The sequence below is a fragment of the Burkholderia sp. Ac-20344 genome (assembly GCF_017104975.1).
Lineage (GTDB): Bacteria > Pseudomonadota > Gammaproteobacteria > Burkholderiales > Burkholderiaceae > Burkholderia.
In genome coordinates this window covers 34,981-56,468 of sequence record NZ_JAAGPP010000042.1, presented here as the reverse complement: position 1 = coordinate 56,468, position 21,488 = coordinate 34,981, and the positions used below count along the sequence as shown (strand labels likewise).

General features: G+C 66.4%; 23 protein-coding genes. 14 read left to right on the top strand and 9 right to left on the bottom strand.

Annotation, left to right across the window (positions count from 1 at the left end):
• The coding region (locus G3N64_RS15935) for a DnaA N-terminal domain-containing protein (protein WP_277399111.1) at positions 1-209 on the bottom strand (209 nt) is incomplete at its 3' end.
• A 418-nt stretch (positions 210-627) separates the two neighbouring features.
• Here G3N64_RS15935 and rpmH point away from each other — a divergent pair.
• The 4 genes from rpmH to yidC all read left to right on the top strand — a co-directional run bounded on the left by rpmH (position 628) and on the right by yidC (position 3,254).
• The gene (gene rpmH, locus G3N64_RS15930; RefSeq protein ID WP_004198824.1) at positions 628-762 is read left to right on the top strand and encodes a 50S ribosomal protein L34; all 135 of its coding nucleotides are present in this window, start codon (positions 628-630) and stop codon (positions 760-762) included.
• Between the two features lie 15 nt (positions 763-777).
• Positions 778-1,239 carry a ribonuclease P protein component gene (gene rnpA / locus G3N64_RS15925; protein ID WP_006756936.1) on the top strand — a complete coding sequence of 154 codons (462 nt, stop codon included), beginning with the start codon at positions 778-780 and terminating at the stop codon, positions 1,237-1,239.
• Between the two features lie 75 nt (positions 1,240-1,314).
• Positions 1,315-1,581, top strand: a complete 267-nt coding sequence (gene yidD / locus G3N64_RS15920; RefSeq protein ID WP_006750110.1) for a membrane protein insertion efficiency factor YidD — start codon at positions 1,315-1,317, stop codon at positions 1,579-1,581.
• Positions 1,582-1,589: 8 nt separating this feature from the next.
• The gene (gene yidC / locus G3N64_RS15915) at positions 1,590-3,254 is read left to right on the top strand and encodes a membrane protein insertase YidC (RefSeq protein ID WP_205784791.1); all 1,665 of its coding nucleotides are present in this window, start codon (positions 1,590-1,592) and stop codon (positions 3,252-3,254) included.
• A 100-nt stretch (positions 3,255-3,354) separates the two neighbouring features.
• Here yidC and G3N64_RS15910 read toward each other — a convergent pair whose 3' ends face one another.
• Entirely contained in the window at positions 3,355-3,786 is a 432-nt protein-coding gene (locus G3N64_RS15910) for a transcriptional regulator (protein WP_085043236.1), read from the bottom strand.
• 336 nt (positions 3,787-4,122) lie between these two features.
• Here G3N64_RS15910 and mnmE point away from each other — a divergent pair, with 336 nt between their 5' ends.
• Complete coding sequence (mnmE, locus tag G3N64_RS15905) at positions 4,123-5,517, top strand: tRNA uridine-5-carboxymethylaminomethyl(34) synthesis GTPase MnmE (protein WP_205784790.1); 1,395 nt, start codon at positions 4,123-4,125, stop codon at positions 5,515-5,517.
• A gap of 73 nt (positions 5,518-5,590) precedes the next feature.
• A complete protein-coding gene (locus G3N64_RS15900) occupies positions 5,591-5,857 on the top strand; it encodes a hypothetical protein (RefSeq protein ID WP_205784789.1) in 267 nt (88 codons plus the stop codon).
• A 35-nt stretch (positions 5,858-5,892) separates the two neighbouring features.
• On the opposite strand, the gene G3N64_RS40210 is transcribed toward G3N64_RS15900, so the two are convergent.
• The 4 genes from G3N64_RS40210 to G3N64_RS15885 form a co-directional block, all read right to left on the bottom strand.
• On the bottom strand, positions 5,893-6,015 hold the full coding sequence (locus G3N64_RS40210) for a hypothetical protein (RefSeq protein WP_277399110.1): 123 nt from the start codon (positions 6,013-6,015) through the stop codon (positions 5,893-5,895).
• Between the two features lie 151 nt (positions 6,016-6,166).
• Positions 6,167-7,525, bottom strand: coding sequence for a sensor domain-containing diguanylate cyclase (locus G3N64_RS15895; protein WP_205784788.1), 1,359 nt, complete (start codon positions 7,523-7,525; stop codon positions 6,167-6,169).
• Positions 7,526-7,634: 109 nt separating this feature from the next.
• On the bottom strand, positions 7,635-7,883 hold the full coding sequence (locus G3N64_RS15890; RefSeq protein ID WP_043184773.1) for a DUF2795 domain-containing protein: 249 nt from the start codon (positions 7,881-7,883) through the stop codon (positions 7,635-7,637).
• 135 nt (positions 7,884-8,018) lie between these two features.
• On the bottom strand, positions 8,019-8,156 hold the full coding sequence (locus tag G3N64_RS15885) for a hypothetical protein (RefSeq protein ID WP_162489606.1): 138 nt from the start codon (positions 8,154-8,156) through the stop codon (positions 8,019-8,021).
• A gap of 171 nt (positions 8,157-8,327) precedes the next feature.
• On the opposite strand from G3N64_RS15885, the gene speG reads away from it, so the two are divergent.
• The 3 genes from speG (at position 8,328) to G3N64_RS15870 (ending at position 10,466) form a co-directional block, all read left to right on the top strand.
• Entirely contained in the window at positions 8,328-8,885 is a 558-nt protein-coding gene (gene speG / locus G3N64_RS15880; protein ID WP_205784787.1) for a spermidine N1-acetyltransferase, read from the top strand.
• 488 nt (positions 8,886-9,373) lie between these two features.
• Positions 9,374-9,721 carry a hypothetical protein gene (locus G3N64_RS15875; protein ID WP_205784786.1) on the top strand — a complete coding sequence of 116 codons (348 nt, stop codon included), beginning with the start codon at positions 9,374-9,376 and terminating at the stop codon, positions 9,719-9,721.
• Positions 9,722-9,911: 190 nt separating this feature from the next.
• Entirely contained in the window at positions 9,912-10,466 is a 555-nt protein-coding gene (locus G3N64_RS15870) for a YaeQ family protein (RefSeq protein WP_006498691.1), read from the top strand.
• A 25-nt stretch (positions 10,467-10,491) separates the two neighbouring features.
• On the opposite strand, the gene G3N64_RS15865 is transcribed toward G3N64_RS15870, so the two are convergent.
• A complete protein-coding gene (locus G3N64_RS15865) occupies positions 10,492-10,905 on the bottom strand; it encodes a VOC family protein (RefSeq protein ID WP_205784785.1) in 414 nt (137 codons plus the stop codon).
• 431 nt (positions 10,906-11,336) lie between these two features.
• On the opposite strand from G3N64_RS15865, the gene ada reads away from it, so the two are divergent.
• The 3 genes from ada to gshA all read left to right on the top strand — a co-directional run bounded on the left by ada (position 11,337) and on the right by gshA (position 15,456).
• Positions 11,337-12,428, top strand: coding sequence for a bifunctional DNA-binding transcriptional regulator/O6-methylguanine-DNA methyltransferase Ada (ada, locus tag G3N64_RS15860; RefSeq protein ID WP_205784784.1), 1,092 nt, complete (start codon positions 11,337-11,339; stop codon positions 12,426-12,428).
• On the top strand, positions 12,425-13,384 hold the full coding sequence (locus tag G3N64_RS15855) for an AlkA N-terminal domain-containing protein (protein ID WP_205784783.1): 960 nt from the start codon (positions 12,425-12,427) through the stop codon (positions 13,382-13,384). The genes ada and G3N64_RS15855 overlap by 4 nt, the downstream gene beginning before the upstream one ends.
• Positions 13,385-13,842: 458 nt before the next feature.
• Positions 13,843-15,456: a glutamate--cysteine ligase gene (gene gshA, locus G3N64_RS15850; RefSeq protein ID WP_205784782.1), complete on the top strand. Its 1,614-nt coding sequence runs from the start codon at positions 13,843-13,845 to the stop codon at positions 15,454-15,456.
• A gap of 103 nt (positions 15,457-15,559) precedes the next feature.
• On the opposite strand, the gene G3N64_RS15845 is transcribed toward gshA, so the two are convergent.
• The gene (locus G3N64_RS15845) at positions 15,560-15,871 is read right to left on the bottom strand and encodes a DUF4148 domain-containing protein (protein WP_205784781.1); all 312 of its coding nucleotides are present in this window, start codon (positions 15,869-15,871) and stop codon (positions 15,560-15,562) included.
• Between the two features lie 520 nt (positions 15,872-16,391).
• On the opposite strand from G3N64_RS15845, the gene G3N64_RS15840 reads away from it, so the two are divergent.
• Positions 16,392-18,032: an L-lactate permease gene (locus tag G3N64_RS15840; RefSeq protein WP_205784780.1), complete on the top strand. Its 1,641-nt coding sequence runs from the start codon at positions 16,392-16,394 to the stop codon at positions 18,030-18,032.
• 95 nt (positions 18,033-18,127) lie between these two features.
• Here the strand turns inward: G3N64_RS15840 and G3N64_RS15835 are convergent, their stop codons facing one another.
• A complete protein-coding gene (locus G3N64_RS15835) occupies positions 18,128-19,045 on the bottom strand; it encodes a LysR family transcriptional regulator (protein WP_205784779.1) in 918 nt (305 codons plus the stop codon).
• A gap of 230 nt (positions 19,046-19,275) precedes the next feature.
• Between G3N64_RS15835 and G3N64_RS15830 the strand changes: the two genes are divergently transcribed.
• Positions 19,276-21,450: a phospholipase C, phosphocholine-specific gene (locus G3N64_RS15830; protein WP_205784778.1), complete on the top strand. Its 2,175-nt coding sequence runs from the start codon at positions 19,276-19,278 to the stop codon at positions 21,448-21,450.
• The last annotated feature ends 38 nt before the right edge of the window (positions 21,451-21,488 follow it).

Sequence of the window (21,488 nt, the reverse complement as noted above, 5' to 3'; positions counted from 1 at the left end):
CAGAAATCCCGGGCCAGATCGGAGATCCGTCCCGAAAACTGGCTCTTGACCCAGTCCAGCTTGAAGCGGTTTGGCGCGGCGATGGACAGCGTGTTCGCCGACGCATCGAAGGCCACCGGGGCCAAGGGTTTGATCCACGTCACGTACTGCTGGGGCGTCAGCTCGCGCTCCAGCAGTGCGGAACAGTGTTGCCAGAAATCGTTCATCAAGTAACTGTCGTTTTTTGCGTGCACAGCGCGGCTCGCCGGCGCCCTTGTCGCGGTAGCGCAACAAGGCCCGAAGCGGTCGTGCGAGCGTGCCTCGGACGCCTGCGTCACAGTCTTGGAGGGGCAGGCGCGAGCCGAAGCGGCGTGCGGGATTCTTGGAGATAAGGCGAGATTCTACCGCCAAACGCGGCCACAGCGGGAGTTATCCACAGGCTGGTTGTGTGGGGTGCGGGGCCGGATCGCCCGAGGCGTGCACAGGCGAGCGACGCCTAAAGTATTGACCGTCAAGAGAAAAACGGTTTAAATAGCGGGTTCCGCGAAAACCAATCCTGTATTCCCGGCGATTGCGTTCGCCCGAATGCCTCCGGTTAAGGGCACGCGGTCCCCTGAATTTCGACATTCTCGAACAAGTGAGAACATCATGAAACGTACTTACCAACCGTCCGTGACGCGCCGCAAGCGCACCCATGGCTTCCGTGTCCGCATGAAGACGGCAGGTGGCCGCAAGGTCATCAACGCTCGCCGCGCGAAGGGCCGCAAGCGCCTCGCCATCTAAGGCAGGTTGCGCGCTGTGTCCGCCGTCCGCAGTCCTGCGGAAGGTACCGTCGAGCCGGGTGCGAATCCGTCGCAGACGAAAGCCGCCTTCCCGAAAGCTGCGCGACTTCTGAAAACGGATGAATTTTCATCCGTTTTTCGTTTGCGTCCCTGGCGGCGCTCCGCGCACTTCGTGATTTACGGCAAGCCGACCGGCCAGCCTGCCCGTCTGGGGCTCGTCGTCGGCAAGAAGTATGCGCCGCGTGCAGTAACACGTAACCTCGTGAAGCGGCTGGCGCGCGACGCGTTTCGCTTGCGCCGGGCCGAATTCGCCGGTTACGACCTGCTGCTGCGGCAGCACACGCGCTTCGACAAGAAAGCGCTGCCGAGCGCGGCTTCCGCCCCGCTCGCGGCGATGTGTGCGGCCGAGATCCGCGAACTGCTCGACAGGGCAGTCCGGGAGATCGCCCGCCGTGCGTCGAAGCCCGCGTCCGAGTGACGCATCCGTCCGCAGTGCGGCGTTCGCGCCTGCCCGGCCGGTTTTGACGCGGCGCCGAACGGCGTCGCCCAAGGTATGGAAACGGTATTGATCGCCTTGCTGCGCTTCTACAAGGTTGCCGTGAGCCCGATGCTCGGCAACCGTTGCCGTTTTTATCCTTCCTGTTCGGATTACGCGCGCGAGGCAATCCAGTATCATGGCGCCGCGCGCGGCACGTATCTCGCCGTCAGGCGCGTGTGCCGATGCCATCCGTTTTCCGCGGGCGGCATCGACCTCGTCCCGCCGCCCAACTCCGACACTCGCGCTCGCGGCGAAGCCGACGCGCGGTCCCATCGACTCTGAGACAACGCATGGATATCAAACGCACCGTCCTATGGGTGATCTTCTTCATGTCAGCTGTCATGCTGTACGACAACTGGCAGCGCTCCCATGGACGCCCGTCGATGTTCTTCCCGAGTGCCACGCAGACGGCCCCCGCGGCCGCTGCCGGCGGTGCATCGGGCACGGGCGCGACGACGACCGCAGGTGAAGTGCCTGCCGCCGCAGCCGGCGCCGCACCGTCGACGACGGCACCGGCCGCCCAGGCGCAGCTCGTGAAGTTCTCGACCGACGTGTATGACGGCGAAATCGACACGCGCGGCGGCACGCTCGCGAAGCTGACGCTGAAGAAGCAAGGCGACGGCAAGCAGCCCGACCTGTACATCACGCTGTTCGACCACACGGCCGGCCACACGTATCTCGCGCGCACGGGCCTGCTCGGCGGTGATTTCCCGAACCACAACGACGTCTACACGCAGCTGAACCCCGGCTCGACGTCGCTGACGGGTGACCAGAATTCGCTGAAGCTGTCGTTCGAATCGCCGGTGAAGGGCGGCGTGAAGGTCGTGAAGACCTACACGTTCACGCGCGGCAGCTACGTGATCGGCGTCGATACGAAGATCGACAACGTCGGCACGGCGCCTGTCACGCCGACGGTCTACATGGAACTGGTGCGCGACAACACGGCCGTCGAAACGCCGATGTTCTCGCATACGTTCCTCGGGCCGGCGGTCTACACGGACGCGAAGCACTTCCAGAAGATCGACTTCAGCGACCTCGACAAGAACAAGGCGAACTTCGAGAAGTCCGCCGACAACGGCTGGGTCGCGATGGTGCAGCACTACTTCGCGTCGGCCTGGATTCCGCAGCAGGGCGCGAAGCGCGACATCTACGCCGAGAAGATCGATCCGACGCTGTACCGCGTCGGTGTGAAGCAGCCGGTCGCCGCGATCGCACCGGGCCAGTCGGCCGACGTGCAGGCGCGCCTGTTCGCCGGTCCGGAAGAAGAGCGCATGCTCGAAGGCATCGCGCCGGGCCTGGAACTCGTGAAGGACTACGGCTGGGTGACGATCATCGCGAAGCCGCTGTTCTGGCTGCTCGAGAAGATCCACAGCTACGTCGGCAACTGGGGCTGGTCGATCGTGCTGCTGACGATCCTGATCAAGGCCGTGTTCTTCCCGCTGTCGGCCGCGAGCTACAAGTCGATGGCGCGCATGAAGGAGATCACGCCGCGCATGCAGGCGCTGCGTGAACGCTTCAAGAGCGATCCGCAGAAGATGAACTCGGCGCTGATGGAGCTGTACAAGACCGAGAAGGTCAATCCGTTCGGCGGCTGCCTGCCGGTCGTGATCCAGATCCCGGTGTTCATCTCGCTGTACTGGGTGCTGCTCGCATCGGTTGAAATGCGCGGCGCGCCGTGGGTGCTGTGGATTCACGACCTGTCGCAGCGCGATCCGTTCTTCATCCTGCCGGTGCTGATGGCCGTGTCGATGTACGTGCAGACGAGCCTGAACCCGACCCCGCCGGACCCTGTCCAGGCGAAGATGATGAAGTTCATGCCGATCGCGTTCTCGGTGATGTTCTTCTTCTTCCCGGCCGGCCTCGTGCTGTACTACGTCGTGAACAACGTGCTGTCGATCGCGCAGCAGTACTACATCACGCGCAAGCTCGGCGGGGCCAAGAAGAAGCCGGCCTGACGCCAGGTGCACACGCGGGCGCGAGCCGCCCGCGAGGCACGCAAAAAAGCCGCATGGTTCGCCCATGCGGCTTTTTGCTTTTTGCGGTTCCGGTGCGGGTTCAGCCCTTCTTCGATTCGCCCGAGTCGCCGTAGAACTGCTCGACCAGTTCCTGCACGAGATAGCGATGATGCGGCGACAACGCTTCGATCTTCGACGCGAGTTCGATCGTCTCGGGCGTCGGCGGATAGCGCTCGTCGCGCGGCAGCGGTTGCGGCGTCGGGTGCTCGATCACGCTCGGCGACGGGCCGTAATGCAGCCAGTGGACTTCGACGCGCAGCCATTCGGCGAGCGTCGCGAGTTTGTCCGATGTCGGAATCGTGCGGCCCGTCAGCCATTTATGCGCGGTTTGCGGCGAAACGGGCTGCGCTCCGCGGTGGCGCAGATTGAATCGGTTCGCCAGCTCCGTCGCACCGGTGACCTTCTCCGGGCTGCGCCGCAGGGCGAATTTCAGGCGTTCCGAGAACGCGGCTTTTTCTTCGGATGTCGGCATGGAGGAGATTGTGCAATTCCATCGACGCATTTCAGACAACCATTTGGGATAAACATATCCCGTTCGGATGAATCCCGGTCTTGGTCGGGGGGCGTGGTGAAATTGAGGGCCGCAGCGTTGGGCCGCTCCAGCAGGCATACTCGTCCGAAACGGTGGCTGTGACATTGCCCTAGGTTGATACTCGGCTTATCCCCGACGGGATAAATTCGGGTGTGTCCGAATCCTGCGAGGCGGCCGGTGGCGTGTGTGCCGGCACGCTACAATGCCGGCGTTCCGATGCTCGAACTGTTGCGCGGGCGCACCATATTCACTGATTACCCGATTCATCCGATTCCCATGCTCGCTACCGATTCCGATCCGATCGTCGCCATTGCCACTGCTGCCGGCCGGGGTGGCATCGGGGTCGTCCGCGTATCGTTCGGGCGCGGCGGCGAGGCGGCCGCGTTGCCGCTGATCGACGCGTTGTGCGGGCAGAAGCTCGCACCGCGCCATGCGAGCTACGTGCCGTTCCTCGACGCGCACGGCGCGCCGCTCGACCGCGGGATCGCGCTGTATTTCCCGGCGCCGCATTCGTACACCGGCGAGCACGTGCTCGAGCTGCAGGGGCATGGCGGGCCGATCGTGATGCAACTGCTGCTGCAGCGCTGCCTCGATGCGGGGCGCGGTTTCGGGCTGCGGCTCGCGGAGCCCGGCGAATTCACGCGGCGCGCGTTCCTGAACGACAAGCTCGATCTCGCGCAGGCCGAGGCCGTTGCCGATCTGATCGAGGCGAGCACCGAAGCCGCCGCGCGCTCGGCCGGGCGTTCGCTCGACGGCGCGTTCTCGCGGCAGATCCATGCGCTCGTCGAAGACGTGATCACGCTGCGGATGCTGGTCGAGGCGACGCTCGATTTTCCCGAAGAAGAGATCGATTTCCTGGAAGCGGCCGATGCGCGCGGCAAGCTCGCGAAGATTCGCGCGCAACTCGCGCACGTGCTGGGCGACGCGCGGCAGGGGGCGTTGCTGCGCGAAGGGCTGTCGGTCGTGCTCGCGGGGCAGCCGAACGTCGGCAAGTCGTCGCTGCTGAATGCGCTGGCCGGCGCGGAGCTGGCGATCGTCACGCCGATTGCGGGCACGACGCGCGACAAGGTTGCGCAGACGATCCAGGTCGAAGGGATTCCGCTGCACATCATCGATACGGCCGGGTTGCGCGAGACGGAGGACGAGGTCGAGCGGATCGGCATCGCGCGCACGTGGAGCGAGATCGAGCGCGCGGACGTCGTGCTGCATCTGCTGGATTCGCGCACGGGGATGACGGCGGATGACGAGGCGATTGCTGCGCGGTTTCCGGGCGGCGTGCCGGTGGTGCGCGTGCTGAACAAGACGGATCTGACCGGTGTGGCGGCGTGCGTCGAGCATCCGGCGGCGGAAGGCGATTTGACCGAGGTGCATCTGTCGGCGAAGCGCGGCGACGGGATCGACATGCTGCGTGCGGAGCTGCTGCGGATTGCGGGGTGGCAGGCGGGGGCCGAGGGTGTGTATCTCGCGCGCGAGCGGCATTTGATCGCGCTGCGGGCTGCGCAGGAGCATTTGGCCCAGGCGGCGGATCACGCGGAGCAGCGCGCGCAGTCGCTCGATCTGTTTGCCGAGGAACTGCGGCTCGCGCAGGAACAGCTGAATTCGATTACCGGGGAGTTCACTTCGGATGATCTGCTGGGGGTGATTTTCAGCAGGTTCTGTATTGGGAAGTGAGTGGGCCGCTCACGGTAACCGGACCTTCTCTCCCAATGCCGGACTGAAGGGTACCAACTGGACGATCGTCGATGTGCATTCGATCGACGACGTGTTGAGAGAGGGTGATTTCTGGCCAATGCCCTACATCGATGGCAAGCAGCCGTACGGCGATCGCACCGGCTTCCAGATCGACCTGGCCGAACTGCTGGGCGAGCCCGACAAGCGGGGCGTCAGAGGCAATCTGATCGAAGACGCTGAAAAGGGACACGCGCGTCGAGCGTCTCCCCCACGAAACGCTTACCGTCCTACAGGTATTTCTGATGCATGCCGAGCTGACCTCGCCGGCCTGATTGCGTGAGGACCCGGATCAACATATCCGGACCGTCACGCACGTCAATCCCAATGCCGATGATGGTGATACCCGCCACCACCGTAATACCCGCCGCCATCCGGCACCACGATACAGCCGCTCAACAGCACGGCGACGCCGGCAATCAGCAAAAGGGTCTTCTTCATCGCGTTCACCTGCTCGGGTTCAATATGGAACCCAGCATAGCGAGCACGCGCAACACCGGCTGTAAGCGATCGTTTCCCCGATCCGCAATCCGTAACGGCGGATTATTCCGGTCAAAATGACCGTAACAAATTCCCGAAACCGCAGACGTTTTCAGGCCGTGACGACCCTGTTTCGCCCCGTATCCTTCGCCCGATACAGTGCGGCATCGGCGGCTTCGATCAACGCATCGGGTGTCGACAGATCGTCGGCCGACACGGTCGCGCAACCGACGCTCACGCTCACCCGCCCGGCGGGTGAAGCCGGCATCGCGAGATCGAGCCGCAGCACCGCTTCGCGGGCTTCCTCGGCCACCACCCGCGCACCCCGCGCCCCCGTGTTCGGCAGCACGATCGCGAACTCCTCGCCGCCGTAACGCGCGACGATGTCCGCTGGCCGCCTCACCGCGCCGGCCAGCGCATTCGCGACCGCGATCAGGCACGCGTCGCCCTTCACGTGACCGAACGCGTCGTTGTACGCCTTGAAGCGATCGACGTCGATCATCAGCAGCGACAGCGGTTCGCCTTGCCGTCGCGCCTGCAGGAACAGCGTGTGGAAATGATCGTTGAAGTGCATGCGGTTGAACGCGCCAGTCAGACCGTCGCGCGCGGACGAACGGATCAGCGTCGCATGCGCCTCGAACAGCCGCTGGTACAGCATCGTCACTTCCCACGCGAGCACGCACACGAGCACGCCCGGCGTGAACATGCTGAAGATCCGCGCGAGATACCAGCCGACCGTGAAGCGATTGGTGCTCATCAGGTTCAGCGTGGTGTCGGTGAGGCACGCGAGCACCGCGATCGCGAGCCACAGGTCGAGCGTCGTGCGCAGCCGGCCGGTGGCCAGCACGGCCACGAGCGCCAGCGCATTGAGCAGCCACACGACCAGCGCGACGGCGTTGACGGGCAGCACGGCCGCGTCGCCCGGAGGGTGAAACGCGGGCGGCAGCGACACATTCAGCGCGAACAGGCACAGCAGCCCGGCGACGACAGCCGGCCCGCCAATCAGCGCGAGCGTCCACCAGCGTGTCTGCTGCGTGCCGATCGGTGCGCGCGCCAGCCGCTCGCGCGCGAGCAGCGCAACCATCACGAAACTCGGGAAGCCGGCATGCCAGAAGATCCACATCCACGCGGCGCTTTGCGGTTGCGCGCCGAACAGCCCGTGCGGCGCGAACACCCCGGGAAAGGTGAGCAACTGCAGCGCGACGGCGAGCGCGGTGAACGCGTAGGCGCCGCCGAGCGCGCCGAGCACCGGCTGGCGCGTCACGGTGAACTGCGCGCCGAGAAAGAACGCGGCAATGCTCGCGGTGGTGAACACGGTGAGCGCGCACATCGGCATGAACGGCTCGACGGCCGGCAGCGCGACGTTCGCGTGCGGCGCGGCGATCCCGAGCGCGAGCACGATGACGAGGGCCGTGAGGGCGCCGAACCAGAGCTGCCGGCGTGTCGTGTGCTGGATCAGGATGCCTTCCATGGAATTCCCCGGGCACGTAGGCGGAAACGCCCGGTCTTGCGCCGGGCGACAGGCAGCCGGCCGCTCCGCGACCGGTGCGGCCTGATCCTATCGCGTTATGCGTGCGCGCTCAAACTCCGAGGCCAGGACCGAAGTTGCCGGCGACCCAGTGCGTGACGGCGTTGACGTCTGCGTAGTCCTGTTCGGGCAGGCCGTCGAGCATCGACAGCACTTCGTTGCTGGCGCCGGCGTCGCGCGCGGCATCGACGATCGCATCCTTGTTGGCCGGGTAGCGGACGGCCGCCAGCACGTCGGCGATCTGCAGGTCGATCGTTTCGTTGGGAATGTCGTGCGGAGGCTGGGCGGGCTGGTCGTTCACGGCGGTGTCTCGCGGAGTGAGCGGGTTGAACGGGAATCGGATCGAGGCGGTATTCGGGTGCGTAACGGTGCGCGTCGCGCGTTCACATTCCGGGGCGGCCAGGCCGGCGCGACCCGTGGATGAACGGCGATCGGCTCAATGCCCGCGTCGCACGCGTCGCCACGGATGCTTCCAGTCGATATGCGGTGCGTTTTCGTCGCGCGGATGCTGACGCCGATGTTCCTGCCAAAGTTCGTCGGAAAACAGCGCCGCCACGATCACGAGCGGCAGCACGAGGAAAATTCCGAGTATGACTTGCTCGATCACGATAGCCTCCTTGCGGTGGCAGGAACCCTTGCTCCCATTCTAGGCTCTGAACTTCGCCCCCGTTCAATTTCTTACAGTGCGGAACAGGTCCGGACGCGGCCTTACCGCACGTGCGCCGGGCTCAAAAAGGACATGAACATGCAACTCCAGAACGATACCAACACGCTCGCGCTGCGGCCGCTGGAGCGCCAGGACCTGCGCTTCGTCCACGAACTGAACAACGACGCCAAGATCATGCGCTACTGGTTCGAGGAGCCGTACGAAACCTTCTCGGAACTGTCACAACTGTACGACCGCCACGTGCACGACCAGCGCGAGCGCCGTTTCGTCGCGGTCGACGCGCAAGGCGAACTGGTCGGCCTCGTGGAGCTGATCGAGCTCGACTACATCCATCGCCGCGGCGAGTTCCAGATCATCATCGCGCCGCAATGCCAGGGGCGCGGCTATGCGGGCCAGGCGACGCGCCTTGCGATCGAGTACGCGTTCAAGGTGCTGAACATGCGCAAGCTGTACCTGATCGTCGATACGTCGAATGCGGCGGCGATTCACGTGTACGAGAAATGCGGATTCCAGCACGAGGCCGAATTGAAGGAAGAATTTTTCGGAAACGGCGCGTATCACAACGCTTATCGCATGTGCATCTTCCAGCGCGATTATTTCGAACGTCAGCAATCCGGCCAGAATAACGCAGGGTAAACGCGCTGGCGAAAGGCGCTTGCGGCGGGGCTTCCGCGGGCGCTGAATCCATGCGGAGAAGTACGGATAAATACGGATTCGCTTATACCTGGCATTTTTCTTGTATCAGGTAAATGCGATTCCGCGCTGCGGTAAAGTCGAATCGTTTCGGATGACTTTATGTGCAACGCATCAAAATGATCCGGAGAGCGAAATGGATTATCCAAACCGTTCAATCGCCGCATTGTAACTTTGATGAAAGCCTTGCTGCGCAATGCTTTCCGCCCGACGGCTCGGGCCTGTCTGCCGGGCGGCGCGAGTCGCTCTGCTTGCGCTTGGCGCGAAAAAGCGGCTGCGCACGGGGTGCGACAATCCGCCGCTATTGCGGTCGCACAACAAATGTGCTTGCTATCGTTTGCCGGTCTTCTAAAGTGAAAAACGTGGCTTCACGATCACCTTTAAACACATAGCTAACCCGAGCCTGGTGCACGCAAGCCTGGAGACAGAACATGATGAAACGTACCGGTATCCTTTTTGCCCTCGTCGGCGCATTTTGCGCGGTGTCGATTGCCCAGGCCGGCGGTGATTCGGCCGTCAAGCCGACGCAGGAAATCCAGTTGACGAAGAACGCATGGGGCTGCCTGTCGAAAGACAATCTGGACTCCGTACTGAACCACGAGCGTGACGGCAAGTCGCAGGCGAAGCAGCAATACTTCGACGACTTCCGTTGCCTGTCGGTGCCGGAAGGCCAGCGCTTCCGCGTGGTGTCGGTCGACCAGGGCGACGTGCAGTTCGTCAGTGCCGACAACAGCGACCAGCAGGGTCTCTGGGCCGATTCGCGCTTCGTCAAACAGTAACCGCGTAGACGCCGCGCCGTCGTACGACGCGAGCGCGCCGGCCCGATGAGCCGGCGGCGCGAACCCAACACGGCCCGGCCCATGCCGGGCCGTTGCACTGTGGGTCGTTGCGCATGACATGCGCCGGGCGGCGCGCATTCGGTATCATCACGGCCCGACCGAACCGAATGCCCGCCTGGGCCGCATCCGCATGGCGCTGAAATCCACGATCTACAAAGCCGAACTCCAAATCGCCGACATGGATCGGCATTACTACGCCGATCACGCGCTGACGGTGGCGCGCCATCCGTCGGAAACCGACGACCGGATGATGGTGCGCATCGTCGCGTTCGCGCTGTTCGCGCACGAGCGGCTCGAATTCTGCAAGGGGCTGTCGGACGTCGACGAACCCGACCTGTGGCAGAAGGACCTGACGGGCGCGATCGACGTCTGGATCGAAGCCGGCCAGCCGGACGAACGGCGCATCTCGAAGGCGGCCGGCCGCGCCGGGCAGGTCACGGTAATCGCGTACGGCGGCAAGACGTCGGATATCTGGTGGCAGGGCGTGCGCAGCAAGGTCGAGCGGCTGCGCAACGTGCAGGTGCTGTCGCTGGCCGACGGTGTCGCGGCCGCGCTCGGGCGGCTCGCGGAGCGCACGATGCGCCTGCAGTGCACGGTGCAGGACGGCGCCGCGTGGATCTCGAGCGCCGACCACGATCCGGTCGCGGTCGAATGGACGGTGCTGAAGGCGCGCGCCGACGCGTGACGGCCCGCGCGCAGGCCGGCCACGTTCAGCCGATCGCGGCCGGCGGCCCCTTGAATTCGAGCATGTTGCCTTCCGGGTCGAACAGGTAGATCGACGGCCCGTAGCCGCCGGCGCCGTAGCGTTCCGCGGGCGCGCCCGGCCGTGCGCCATGCTCGGCGAAATGGGCGATCAAGGCGTCGGGATCGAACGGCTCGACGCGCAGGCACAGGTGATCGAGATTGCGTCCCGTACCGGGCGGGCCGCTGTCGGGACGGTCGATCGGGCCGCCGACCGTCAGCAGGTCGATCAGCGCGTCGCCGGCACGCAACTGCACGAGGCCCAGATCGGGCTGTTCCTTCTCCACATGGCAGCCGACGGCGTCGCAGTAAAAGCGCGTCATCGCAGCCATGTCGGTCACGCGCAGCACGATGTGATCGATCGCGCGGATGGTCGGTTTCATGGGCAGGCACTCCTTCGCAGTCGACGAGCATCGAGTGTAGACGCATCGCGTCTGCGCCGCCCGCCGGAACGCGGCACAATCGACAGACGAAAAAAAGCCCGTTCACGCAGAGCGGAACGGGCTTAATCCATATCAGGAGGAGACATGGAGGAGACAGTTCCAACTATACACACGGCGATGGTGCGACGCAATATTCCGAATGCAAAAAAACGTCAGGACGGCGATTTGTCGCATCCGCAGTGCAGCAAATGGGTGACGGGACGATGACGAAAACCGCGCTGGAACAGCCGGCGCGCGCGTTTTGCCGGATTTGTGTTCAATTGATGCGTCCCCGGTTCGCCGGCGCGAATCATAGAGCAAGATTCAGGGCGCGACGGCACGTGCCGATGTCTAGAGTAGGCACCATCTACACTAGAGAGTGCGAGGTTCAGATGAAAACCGCCTATCCGACCGATGATGCCCGCTGGGGTGCCGTCACCGAGCGCGATCCGCATGCGGACGGCGCGTTCTTCTACGCCGTGAGCACGACCGGCGTGTTCTGCCGTCCGACCTGCGCGTCGCGGCTGCCGCGCCGCGAACATGTGTCCTTCTTTGCCGATACGGCCGCCGCGCGTGCGGCCGGCTTCCGGCCCTGCAAGCGCTGCCAGCCGGAAGGGCTGCCGCGCGAGCTCGAGATCGTCAACCGCGCGTGCGCGGTGCTCGATGCGCACGCCGAGCGCCTCACGCTGCAGCAACTGAGCGATGCCGTGCACGTGAGCCCGTTTCACCTTCAGCGGCTCTTCAAGCGCGTGGTCGGCGTGTCGCCGCGGCAGTACCAGGCCGCGCAGCGCGGCGCCGCGCTGCGGCAGGCGCTGCAAAGCGGGCAACCGGTCACGCAGGCGGCCGTCGATGCGGGCTTCAACTCGCCGTCGCGGCTCTATGCGTCGGTGCCGCGCGAGCTCGGGATGGCGCCGTCGGCGTTCCGCCGCCAGGGTGCCGGCCTGCGGATCGACTATGCGACCGCATCGACGTCGCTCGGCACGGTGCTCGTCGCCGCGACCGAACAGGGTATCTGCCGGATCGCGTTCGGCGACGAACCGGCCGCGCTCGTCGGCGAGCTGAAGGACGCGTTCGCGCGCGCCGAGCTGGTCGAAGCGCCGGCACGGCTCGCGCCGTTCGTCGCGCAGATCCGCGCGTACCTGGACGGCACGCGGCACGCGTTCGACCTGCCGCTCGACATCGCGCCGACCGCGTTCCAGCAGCGCGTATGGGAAGCACTGACACATATTCCGTACGGCGAAACGCGCAGCTACTCGGAGATCGCCGAGGCGCTGGGCGCGCCGCGCGCGGTGCGGGCCGTCGCGTCCGCGTGCGCGTCGAACCCGGTCGCGCTCGCGATCCCGTGCCACCGCGTCGTACAGAAGGGCGGCGCGCTTTCCGGGTATCGTTGGGGCGTGCGCCGCAAGGCGACGCTGCTCGCGTCCGAGGCGCGTCATGCGCACGACGATGAAACCGAATCCGTTGCGGAGGGCAGCGCAGTTTGAGCATCGCAAAAACAACGATTACGTCCATCGTGAACGGCGGCCAGGTGCCGCCGTCCGCGCAAATGGAACTGCGCTTCAATGCGCCTTACGACTGGGCGCGCGTGCTGCGTTTCTTCAGCGGGCGCGCGATTCCGGGTGTCGAGCAGGTGGCGGACGGCGTGTATCGCCGCATCGTCGATCTGCACGGCGACGCTGGCCGGCTCACGGTTGCGAAACATCCGCGCAAGCATTGCCTGGTCGCGACGGTCGAAGGCGCGGTGGCGCGTCATGTCGATGACGCGTTCGCCACGCGCGTCGCGACGATGTTCGACCTCGGTGCCGATCCGGGCGCCATCGGTAGCGGGCTGGCGCGCGATCCGTGGTTCGCGCCGCTCGTCGAGGCCGCGCCGGGGCTGCGCGTGCCGGGCGCATGGTCGGGGTTCGAGCTGGCCGTGCGCGCGATCGTCGGCCAGCAGGTGAGCGTGAAGGCCGCGACGACGATCGTCGGCCGGCTCGTCGAACGGGCCGGCGAACGTGTGGTTCATGAAGACGACGGCGCGCCCGCGTGGCGTTTCCCGACGCCCGACGCGCTGGCCGCGTGCGATCTCGACAAGATCGGGATGCCCGGCAAGCGAGTGGCGGCACTGACGGGCGTGGCGCGCGCGGTGGCGGCCGGCGACGTGCCGGTCGATCGCGCGCACGCCGATCTCGCGACGCTGCGTCGTGCGTGGCTCGATCTGCCCGGCATCGGCCCGTGGACCGTCGAATACATCGCGATGCGCGCGTGGCGCGATCCGGACGCGTGGCCGGCCTCCGATCTCGTGCTGATGCAGTCGATCGCGGCGCGCGATCCGGCGCTCGACCGGCTCGCGACCCAGAAGCACCGCACCGAAGGCTGGCGGCCGTGGCGCGCATACGCGGCGCTGCATTTGTGGAACGAAGTGGCCGACCGGGCGGGCGGCGCGCGCGGCGGGTGATCGCGGCGGCTCGCGGCCGGGTGCGACCTGACGAGGCAGCGATGCAACCCGTTGCGCAGGTCGTGCCGACAGGCCACCTGCCGGGCACCGGCCGTCACGGCCATTCCGTGAATCCGTCGCCCGCCGATTGCCGGATGCGCGACGCACGCTTATCCCCCTTTCCGCGGTCGATTCGGCGGCACGGTTGCACCTGCCGCCACCCGTTTGCGCATCACGTTCCGTCGGACGAATTCGCGTAACCGGCGTGCCCGTTGCCGTCGCCTGAAACCGGTCGCAAATGCGGCGACCGCCGCGACCGGCCCATCCGGCGGCCCGCTCCGGCCCGCGCACCGTGCCCGGAGCCACCTCAAGCGCGTGTCCCGGCGAGATGTTAAAGTGCCCGCTACCAACGAAGCGACCAACAATCCAGCCGGCCGCGCGCGGCGTTCTGCGCGCGGCCGTCACGCACTTGCGTCTCCATGTCGAACACCATGACTCACCGCCAGTCCGAACTGCTGCTGAATCGCCTCGAAGCACTGAGCTCGGGCCCGACGCGGCAGCATCTGCCCGACGGCCTGCGCGGCATCGAAAAGGAAAGCCTGCGCGTGACGCGCGACGGGATGATCGCGTTCACGCCGCATCCGCGCGCGCTCGGTTCCGCGCTCACGCATCCGTCGCTGACGACCGACTATTCCGAAGCGCTGATCGAGCTGATCACGCCCGCGGAAGGCGACGCCGCGATCACGCTCGAACGTCTCGACGATCTGCACCGCTACGTATATGCGTCGCTTGGCGACGAGATGCTGTGGAACGACTCGATGCCCGGCCTGCTGCCGGCCGACGACCAGATTCCGATCGCCGACTACGGCACGTCGAACATCGGCCGCCTGAAGACGGTGTACCGGCGCGGCCTCGCGTATCGCTACGGCCGCACGATGCAGTGCATCGCCGGCATCCACTACAACTACTCGCTGCACGAGGAAGTGTGGCGGCGCCTGCACGCGGAAGAAGGTTCGACGGCCACGCTCGTCGATTACCAGTCCGAGCGCTATCTCGCGCAGATCCGCAATTTCCGCCGCCGCAGCTGGCTGCTGATGTACCTGTTCGGCGCGTCACCCGCGCTCGACACGAAGTTCCTGCGCGGCAAGCCGCACAAGCTCGACACGTTCGATGCCGATACGCTGTACCTGCCGTATGCGACGAGCCTGCGGATGAGCGATCTCGGCTACTCGAACACGACCGCCCAGGCCGCGCTGCACGTCGACTACAACACGCTGCCCGGTTATCTCGACGCGCTGTCGACGGCGGTGAGCGAGCCGTATCCGGCCTACGAGGCGATCGGCACGCATCGCGACGGCGAGTGGATCCAGATCAACACGAACGTGCTGCAGATCGAGAACGAGTTCTACTCGACGATCCGGCCGAAGCGCGTCACGTATTCGGGCGAGCGGCCGCTGCATGCGCTCGCGTCGCGCGGTGTGCAGTACATCGAGGTGCGCTGTCTCGACATCGACCCGTTCGAGCCGATCGGCATCGCGCTGGAAACCGCACGCTTCATCGACGCGTTCCTGCTCGCGTGCGCGCTCGACGAGAGCCCGGCGCTCGACTGTCCCGCGTACAAGGAAGCGAATGCGAACTTCGGCAGCGTGACGATGGAAGGGCGCAAGCCGGGGCTCACGCTGCAGCGCGACGGCGAGTCGGTCACGCTGCAGGCGTGGGCGGACGAGCTGATGGCCGATATCGAAACCATCGGCCGTCGTCTCGACGAAATCCGCGGCGGCGACGAGCATGCGCGTGCGATTGCCGCACAGCGCGAGAAGCTCGCCGATCCGGAGCGTACGCCGTCCGCGCGCGTGCTGCGCACGATGCGTGAGCACGGGCAGTCGTTCCTCGGGTTCGCGCTGGCGCAGAGCGAAGCGCATGCCGCGCATTTCCGCGCGCATCCGCCGTCGGCGGACACGCTGCGCACCGAGCAGGCGCTCGCCGCGAAATCGCTGGCCGAGCAGGCCGAGCTCGAAGCGAAGGAGGCCGGATCGTTCGACGCGTTCGTCGCGGCCTATCGCGCCTATACGCTGAACCGCTTCAGCGTGTGATGCCTGGCGCACGTGCACCGCGTCGGTCGGCGCGGTGTGCGATGCGCATCTCCGTCGCCGGTCGGGGCGCACCGTTGTGCGCTCGGTCCGGTTCAATCAGCCGTCAGTGATGGGCGTACGTGCCGCGATCGATCGCGTGCGGCAGCGCCGGCTTGCCCGATTCCACGTTTGCCCCGCCGTCGCTGCCGTAGCCGGCGTGCTCGCCGCGCGCCTGCGCGGCACGGTGCATGATCGCCTGCATGTGTTCCGGAAAGTCGGGACTGCTAGCGAGGCTCGTCCGGTAGCCGGCGGCCTGCAGCTCCACGAGTTCCTGGCGGACCTCGGCGCGCGTCAGTGTCGACGCGGCCTGCGCGTGAGCGGCGAAGGCCGCACCGATCAGCACCAATGCACATGCCGCCTGTTTCATCGTCTTCATCGTGTTCACTCCGTGAGGTTCCGGTGCCGTGCCGTGGCCGGCGCGGGCGGAATCGATGCGGCCAGTCTAGGCTTCGGACGCCAGACGAAACATCCCGCCCGCCGTCAGGCACCTTTGCCGCACGTGCAACATTGCGCGGGTGGCGGCGTCGCGCTGCGCCGCTCGAGACGGGCTTCCTGTCGAACGCGACAGCGGCCCGCCTGCTGCCGGTCAGCGGGCGGCGGCCGGTCCGTATCGGGGCGGCACGCATCGGGCTTGTCCCCCTTGTACAAGCGCAGCGCGCCTCCTAACCTCTTTTAAGCGACCGATCGGTTGGCCGTGCGACGTCGTTGCGTGCGCAAGCGCCTGATCGTCGTCGTGACCGCAGGACATCGCCTTGTACCGAAACCGGGGCATCCGGATGCCTACCCGGGTCGACCGCCGTCGGGTTGGAGTAAGCGCTGAAGCGCCAACTCCAACCCGCCACGCCATGGGACCAGAGTAAGCGCTAAAGCGCCAACTCTGGCCGACAGGAGACACGATGAACCCCACCGACGCCCTACCGCCCGGCATCGTCTTCGCGCAGCCGCTGACACCCGTCGCCAACTCGCTGCTGCTGTCCTTCCTCGTCGCCGCGATCCCGATCGCGGTCGCGCTGATCGCACTCGGCGTGCTGCGCCGCCCCGCGTGGCAGGCGTCGCTCGCCGGGCTCGTCGCGGGCCTCGCGGTCGCGATCGGCGCGTGGGGCATGCCGGCCGGGCTCGCGTTCAACGCGGTCGGCGCGGGCATGGCGCTCGCGGTCGTGCCGGTGATGTGGATCGTCTTCAACGCGCTGCTGCTGTACAACATCGCGGTGAAGTCGGGCCGCTTCGACCAGTTCCGGCAGTGGATGCTCGACAACCTGCCCGACGATCGCCGCCTCGTGCTGCTCGTCGTCGCGTTCTCGTTCGGCTGCCTGCTCGAAGGGATCTCGGGGTTCGGCACGCCGGTCGCGATCACGAGCGCACTCTTGATCGCGCTCGGCTTCCCTGCGCTCGAAGCGCTCACCTATACGCTGCTGTTCAACACGGCGCCGGTTGCGTTCGGCGCGCTCGGCGTGCCGATCACCGTGCTCGGCGCGGTGACGTCGCTGCCGCCCGCGACACTCGCACAGATGGTCGGCCGCCAGTTGCCGTTCTTCGCGCTGCTGCTGCCGTTCTATGTGGTCGGCGCGTACGGCGGGCTGCGCTCGATCTCGAAGCTGTGGCCCGCGCTGCTCGTGTCGGGCGGCAGCTTCGCGATCGCGCAGTTCGTCACGTCGAACTTCCTCGGGTACCAGCTCACCGACGTGCTGTCGTCGCTCACGTCGCTGATCGTCACGATCGGCTTCCTGCAGGTATGGAAGCCGCAGCCCGATCCGCAATACGCGCTCGCGCGCAGCGTGCCGGCAACGGCCGGCGCCGCGCGCGCGGGCTTTGGCGGCTGGCTGCCGTGGCTCGTCGTGTCGGTGATCGTGATCGTGTGGGTGCACGCGAACATCGCGGCGATCGGCGACGTGAAGATCAAGTGGCCCGGCCTGCACAACGCGGTGTTCGTGTCGCTGTACCACAAGCCGTATGCGGCGATCTGGGACTTCCAGCCGCTCGGCACCGGCACCGCGATCCTCTTGTCGGCGATCGTCACGGCCGCGCTGACGCGCACCGGCGTCGGCGATTTCTTCGAATGCGTGGCGAAGACCTGGCGGCAGACGTGGATCGCGATCGTCACGGTGATGATGATCGTCGGGCTCGCATACCTGCTGAACTACTCGGGGATCAGCTACACGCTCGGCACGGGCGTCGCGTCGACGGGCGCGCTGTTCCCGCTCGTGTCCGCGTCGCTCGGCTGGATCGCCGTGTTCCTGTCCGGCAGCGACACGTCGGGCAACGCGCTGTTCGGCAACCTGCAGGTCGTCGCCGCGCGGCAGCTCGGCCTCGATCCGGTGCTGATGGCCGCGACCAACTCGTCGGGCGGCGTGATGGGCAAGATGATCTCGCCGCAGAACATCGCGACGGGCGTGTCGACGACGGACCTGAAGGGGCAGGAGGGCGTCGTGTTCGCGCGCACGTTCTGGCACAGCGTGATCCTCACGCTGCTGCTCGGCGTGCTCGTGTTCCTGCAGCAGCACGTCCTGACGTGGATGATTCCGGCGTTGCCGAAGTGAGTTGAGCGCAACGACAGAAGGAAGGCACGAGGAAAAACGAGGGAAGGCGCGGGAAAAGCGCCAGTCAAGTGCGGAACCGGCGAACGCGCGGCAGTTCAGCGCGCGTTCGCCCGCCGCACCGTTCGTCCTGCTTCATCCGTCCCGGCCGCATCGCTGCCGGCCGGCAGGATGCACGCGAGGAACGCGTCGATTGCGGGGCTCTGGCGGCGCGCTTTCAGGTAGTACACGTATTCGTCGATCGTCGTGTCGACGCCCCGCAGCGCGATCACGCGCAAATCCGGGTGGCGCTCGGCCTCGCCGAGCGGAAACAGGCTGCCGCCCACGCCATGCAGGATCGCCTCGCGGATCGCTTCGCGGCTGCCGATTTCGGCCACCGATACGGCGGCGACCCCGGCCGTCGCGAGGATCGTCTCCGCGCAGCGGCGCGTCACCGAGCCTTCCTCGCGAATCAGCAGCCGCACGTCGGCGAGCTGCGCCGGGTCGATCGCGTCGAAACGCGCGAGCGGATGCGTGCGATGCACGACGAGCACGAGCGGGTCGGTCGAGATCACCTTGCGTTCGAGGCCTTCGGCATCGTTGCGCTGCGACGAGACGGCGAGATCGATGCGGAATTCCTGCAGCGCCTGCAGGATTTCCTCGGAGTTGCCGATCCGGCACGTGAGCGCGATCGACGGATGCGCGTGCGAGAAGCGGCCGACCGCGTCCATGATGTAGTACGGCCCCGTCGCACCGATCCGCAGGTGGCCTTCGAACAGGCCGCCGACGTTGCGCAGCATGATGTCGGCCTGCGCCTCGAGCGCGATCATCTTCTCGACGAGCGGCAGCAGCTCGATGCCCGTCTCGGTGACCTCGAGCTTGCGGCCGCTGCGGTAGAACAGCTCGACGCCGTACACCTGCTCGACCTGCCGGATCTGCGCGGCAATCGTCGGCTGGCTCACGCCCAGGTGGCGCGCGGCGCGCGTGATGCTGCCCTGCCGGACGGTCGCGTGGAATGCCTTCAGCTGATCGAACACGACTCGGCTTCTCCCCCTCTTTATCGCGCGTCAGCGTAGCGCATGCATGTGTCGGCCGGATGAAAGGCGTGTCGTGCGCCGCTTCGAAAAAAAGCTGGGGGTGACCGCAAGAAACCTGCTGGAACCGGTCACGGCCGGGACATGCCGGTGCGGGGTAATAACGGCAATGCAGCAGTCGCCGGCCCCGCTCGACCGGCCCCCCCATTCCTACCGACAACAGGGTTCTCTTCATGTCCTCGAACAATCGACGCGATTTCCTGCGCCTCGCCGCGCAGTCGGCCGGCGCGATGGCCGCCTACGCGGGCTTCCCGCCCGCGATCCGCAATGCGCTGGCGATGCCGGCCGCCTATCGCACGGGCACGATCCGCGACGTCGAACACGTCGTGATCTTCATGCAGGAAAACCGTTCGTTCGACCATTACTTCGGTGGGCTGCGCGGCGTGCGCGGCTTCAACGACCCGCGCCCGCACCTGCTGCCGAGCGGCGCGCCGGTGTGGCAGCAGCCGCCGGCGTCGGTGTTCACGAAGAACTACCATTCGCGCGGCCTCGATCCGTCGGCGCCGTACGTGCTGCCGTTCTACCTCGATCCGAAGCAGACGACCGAATTCCAGCCGGGCACCAACCACGGCTGGAGCAGCGGCCACCTGTCCTGGAACAACGGCCAGTGGGACCAGTGGGTGAACCAGAAGCAGGACGTGCTGACGATGGGCTACCTGAAGCGCCAGGATCTCACGTACCACTACGCACTGGCCGACGCGTTCACGATCTGCGATTCGTACTTCTGCTCCGCGCACGCCGACACCGCGCCGAACCGCATCTACCTGTGGACCGGCACGGTCGACTCGCGCAACGTCTACGGCACGCAGCCGAACGGCCCGGGCATCGGCGAGCGCAACGACGTGAACGGCTACACGTGGACGACCTACGCCGAACGCCTCGAGAACGCGAAGATCAGCTGGAAGGTGTACCAGGGCGGCACGGGCATCCCGGGTGACCCGACCGACAACTACACCGACAATTCGCTGATGTTCTTCAAGCGCTTCCAGGTGAAGGAGGGGGCGAGCGGCCCGCTGGTCGACAAGGGCGCATCGGATCACACGCTCGCCGAGCTGAAGGCCGACGTGCAGGCGAATCGGCTGCCGCAGGTGTCGTGGATCGTGTCGCCGTACAAGTACAGCGAGCACCCGCAGGCATCGCCGACCGACGGCGCGTTCTACATCAACATGGTGCTGGAAGCGCTCACATCGAACCCCGAGGTGTGGGCGAAGACGGTGTTCATCCTCAACTACGACGAAAACGACGGGCTGTTCGACCACGTCGTGCCGCCAGTGCCGCCGGTGACGAGTGGCGTGGGCGGCCAGGGCATCGTGTCGTCGAACCTGCTGTCGAATCTCGGCGACGAGCTGCTCGACCTGAACAAGTACCCGGGCGAGATGAGCCCGCTCGTGCCGGGCGCGGATCCGGGCGGCATCCAGCCGATCGGCCTCGGACCGCGCGTGCCGCTGATCATCATTTCGCCGTGGACGAAGGGCGGCTGGGTCTGCTCGGAGACGTTCGACCATACGTCGGTGCTGCGTTTTCTCGAAGCGCGTTTCGGCGTGAAGGAGCCGAACATCAGCGCATGGCGCCGCTCGATCTGCGGCGACCTGACGTCGGCATTCGACTTCTCCGCGCGCCCCGACACGCGCACGGTGAGCTTCACGGTGCCGCAGCACATCGCGACGGCCGGCCAGGCGTACCAGGTGCCCGCGCAGCAGTCGATGCCGGCGCAGGAGCCCGGCACGCGTCCGGCACGTGCGCTGCCGTACGAGCTGTTCGTGCACAGCCGCGTGAGCGGGCATGACGACACCGTATCGCTCGACTTCGCGAACACCGGTGACGCAGGCGCGGCGTTCTACGTGTACGACCGCCGCAACCCGGCGACGCCGCCGCGCCGCTATGCGGTGTCCGCGCACGACCGCTTCGTCGACACGTGGAACACGTCGGCCGCGCGCGGCGATTACCATCTCGCGGCATACGGCCCGAACGGTTACCTGTGCGAGTTCCAGGGCAACACGCGGCTCGCCGCGGACGGCCGTCACGCGAACCCCGAAGCGCGGATCGGCTACGACGTACGCAACCGCCACGTGTACCTGCAACTGCGCAACAGCGGGCGCGCGACGTGCCGCGTGACGGTCGACAACGCGTACAGCCACAAGCATGCGCGGACCTACACGCTGGAGCCGGGCGAGCGCGTCGAGGATCACTTCGAGCTGTCGTCGAGCCACGGCTGGTACGACCTGACGATCACCGCGACGACGCTGCGCGGCGGCGACGACAAGGTCGTGCGCCGCTTCGCGGGCCACGTCGAGACGGGCCGGCCGAGCCACAGCGATCCGGGGCCGATGAAGCACCCGACGGCCTGACGGCCGGTATGCGTCGCGCGATGCGGGCGAGGTCGGCC

Excerpts from the sequence above, each read along its gene's own strand:
- G3N64_RS15845 (WP_205784781.1), bottom strand. The coding sequence starts at position 15,871 with ATGAAGACGATGAAACAGGCGGCATGTGCATTGGTGCTGATCGGTGCG.
- ada (WP_205784784.1), top strand. The coding sequence starts at position 11,337 with ATGAAAACCGCCTATCCGACCGATGATGCCCGCTGGGGTGCCGTCACC.
- G3N64_RS15830 (WP_205784778.1), top strand. The coding sequence starts at position 19,276 with ATGTCCTCGAACAATCGACGCGATTTCCTGCGCCTCGCCGCGCAGTCG.
- yidC (WP_205784791.1), top strand. The coding sequence starts at position 1,590 with ATGGATATCAAACGCACCGTCCTATGGGTGATCTTCTTCATGTCAGCT.
- mnmE (WP_205784790.1), top strand. The coding sequence starts at position 4,123 with ATGCTCGCTACCGATTCCGATCCGATCGTCGCCATTGCCACTGCTGCC.
- G3N64_RS15910 (WP_085043236.1), bottom strand. The coding sequence starts at position 3,786 with ATGCCGACATCCGAAGAAAAAGCCGCGTTCTCGGAACGCCTGAAATTC.
- G3N64_RS15840 (WP_205784780.1), top strand. The coding sequence starts at position 16,392 with ATGAACCCCACCGACGCCCTACCGCCCGGCATCGTCTTCGCGCAGCCG.
- yidD (WP_006750110.1), top strand. The coding sequence starts at position 1,315 with ATGGAAACGGTATTGATCGCCTTGCTGCGCTTCTACAAGGTTGCCGTG.
- speG (WP_205784787.1), top strand. The coding sequence starts at position 8,328 with ATGCAACTCCAGAACGATACCAACACGCTCGCGCTGCGGCCGCTGGAG.
- G3N64_RS40210 (WP_277399110.1), bottom strand. The coding sequence starts at position 6,015 with ATGAAGAAGACCCTTTTGCTGATTGCCGGCGTCGCCGTGCTGTTGAGC.
- G3N64_RS15870 (WP_006498691.1), top strand. The coding sequence starts at position 9,912 with ATGGCGCTGAAATCCACGATCTACAAAGCCGAACTCCAAATCGCCGAC.
- G3N64_RS15865 (WP_205784785.1), bottom strand. The coding sequence starts at position 10,905 with ATGAAACCGACCATCCGCGCGATCGATCACATCGTGCTGCGCGTGACC.
- G3N64_RS15875 (WP_205784786.1), top strand. The coding sequence starts at position 9,374 with ATGATGAAACGTACCGGTATCCTTTTTGCCCTCGTCGGCGCATTTTGC.
- G3N64_RS15895 (WP_205784788.1), bottom strand. The coding sequence starts at position 7,525 with ATGGAAGGCATCCTGATCCAGCACACGACACGCCGGCAGCTCTGGTTC.
- gshA (WP_205784782.1), top strand. The coding sequence starts at position 13,843 with ATGTCGAACACCATGACTCACCGCCAGTCCGAACTGCTGCTGAATCGC.
- rpmH (WP_004198824.1), top strand. The coding sequence starts at position 628 with ATGAAACGTACTTACCAACCGTCCGTGACGCGCCGCAAGCGCACCCAT.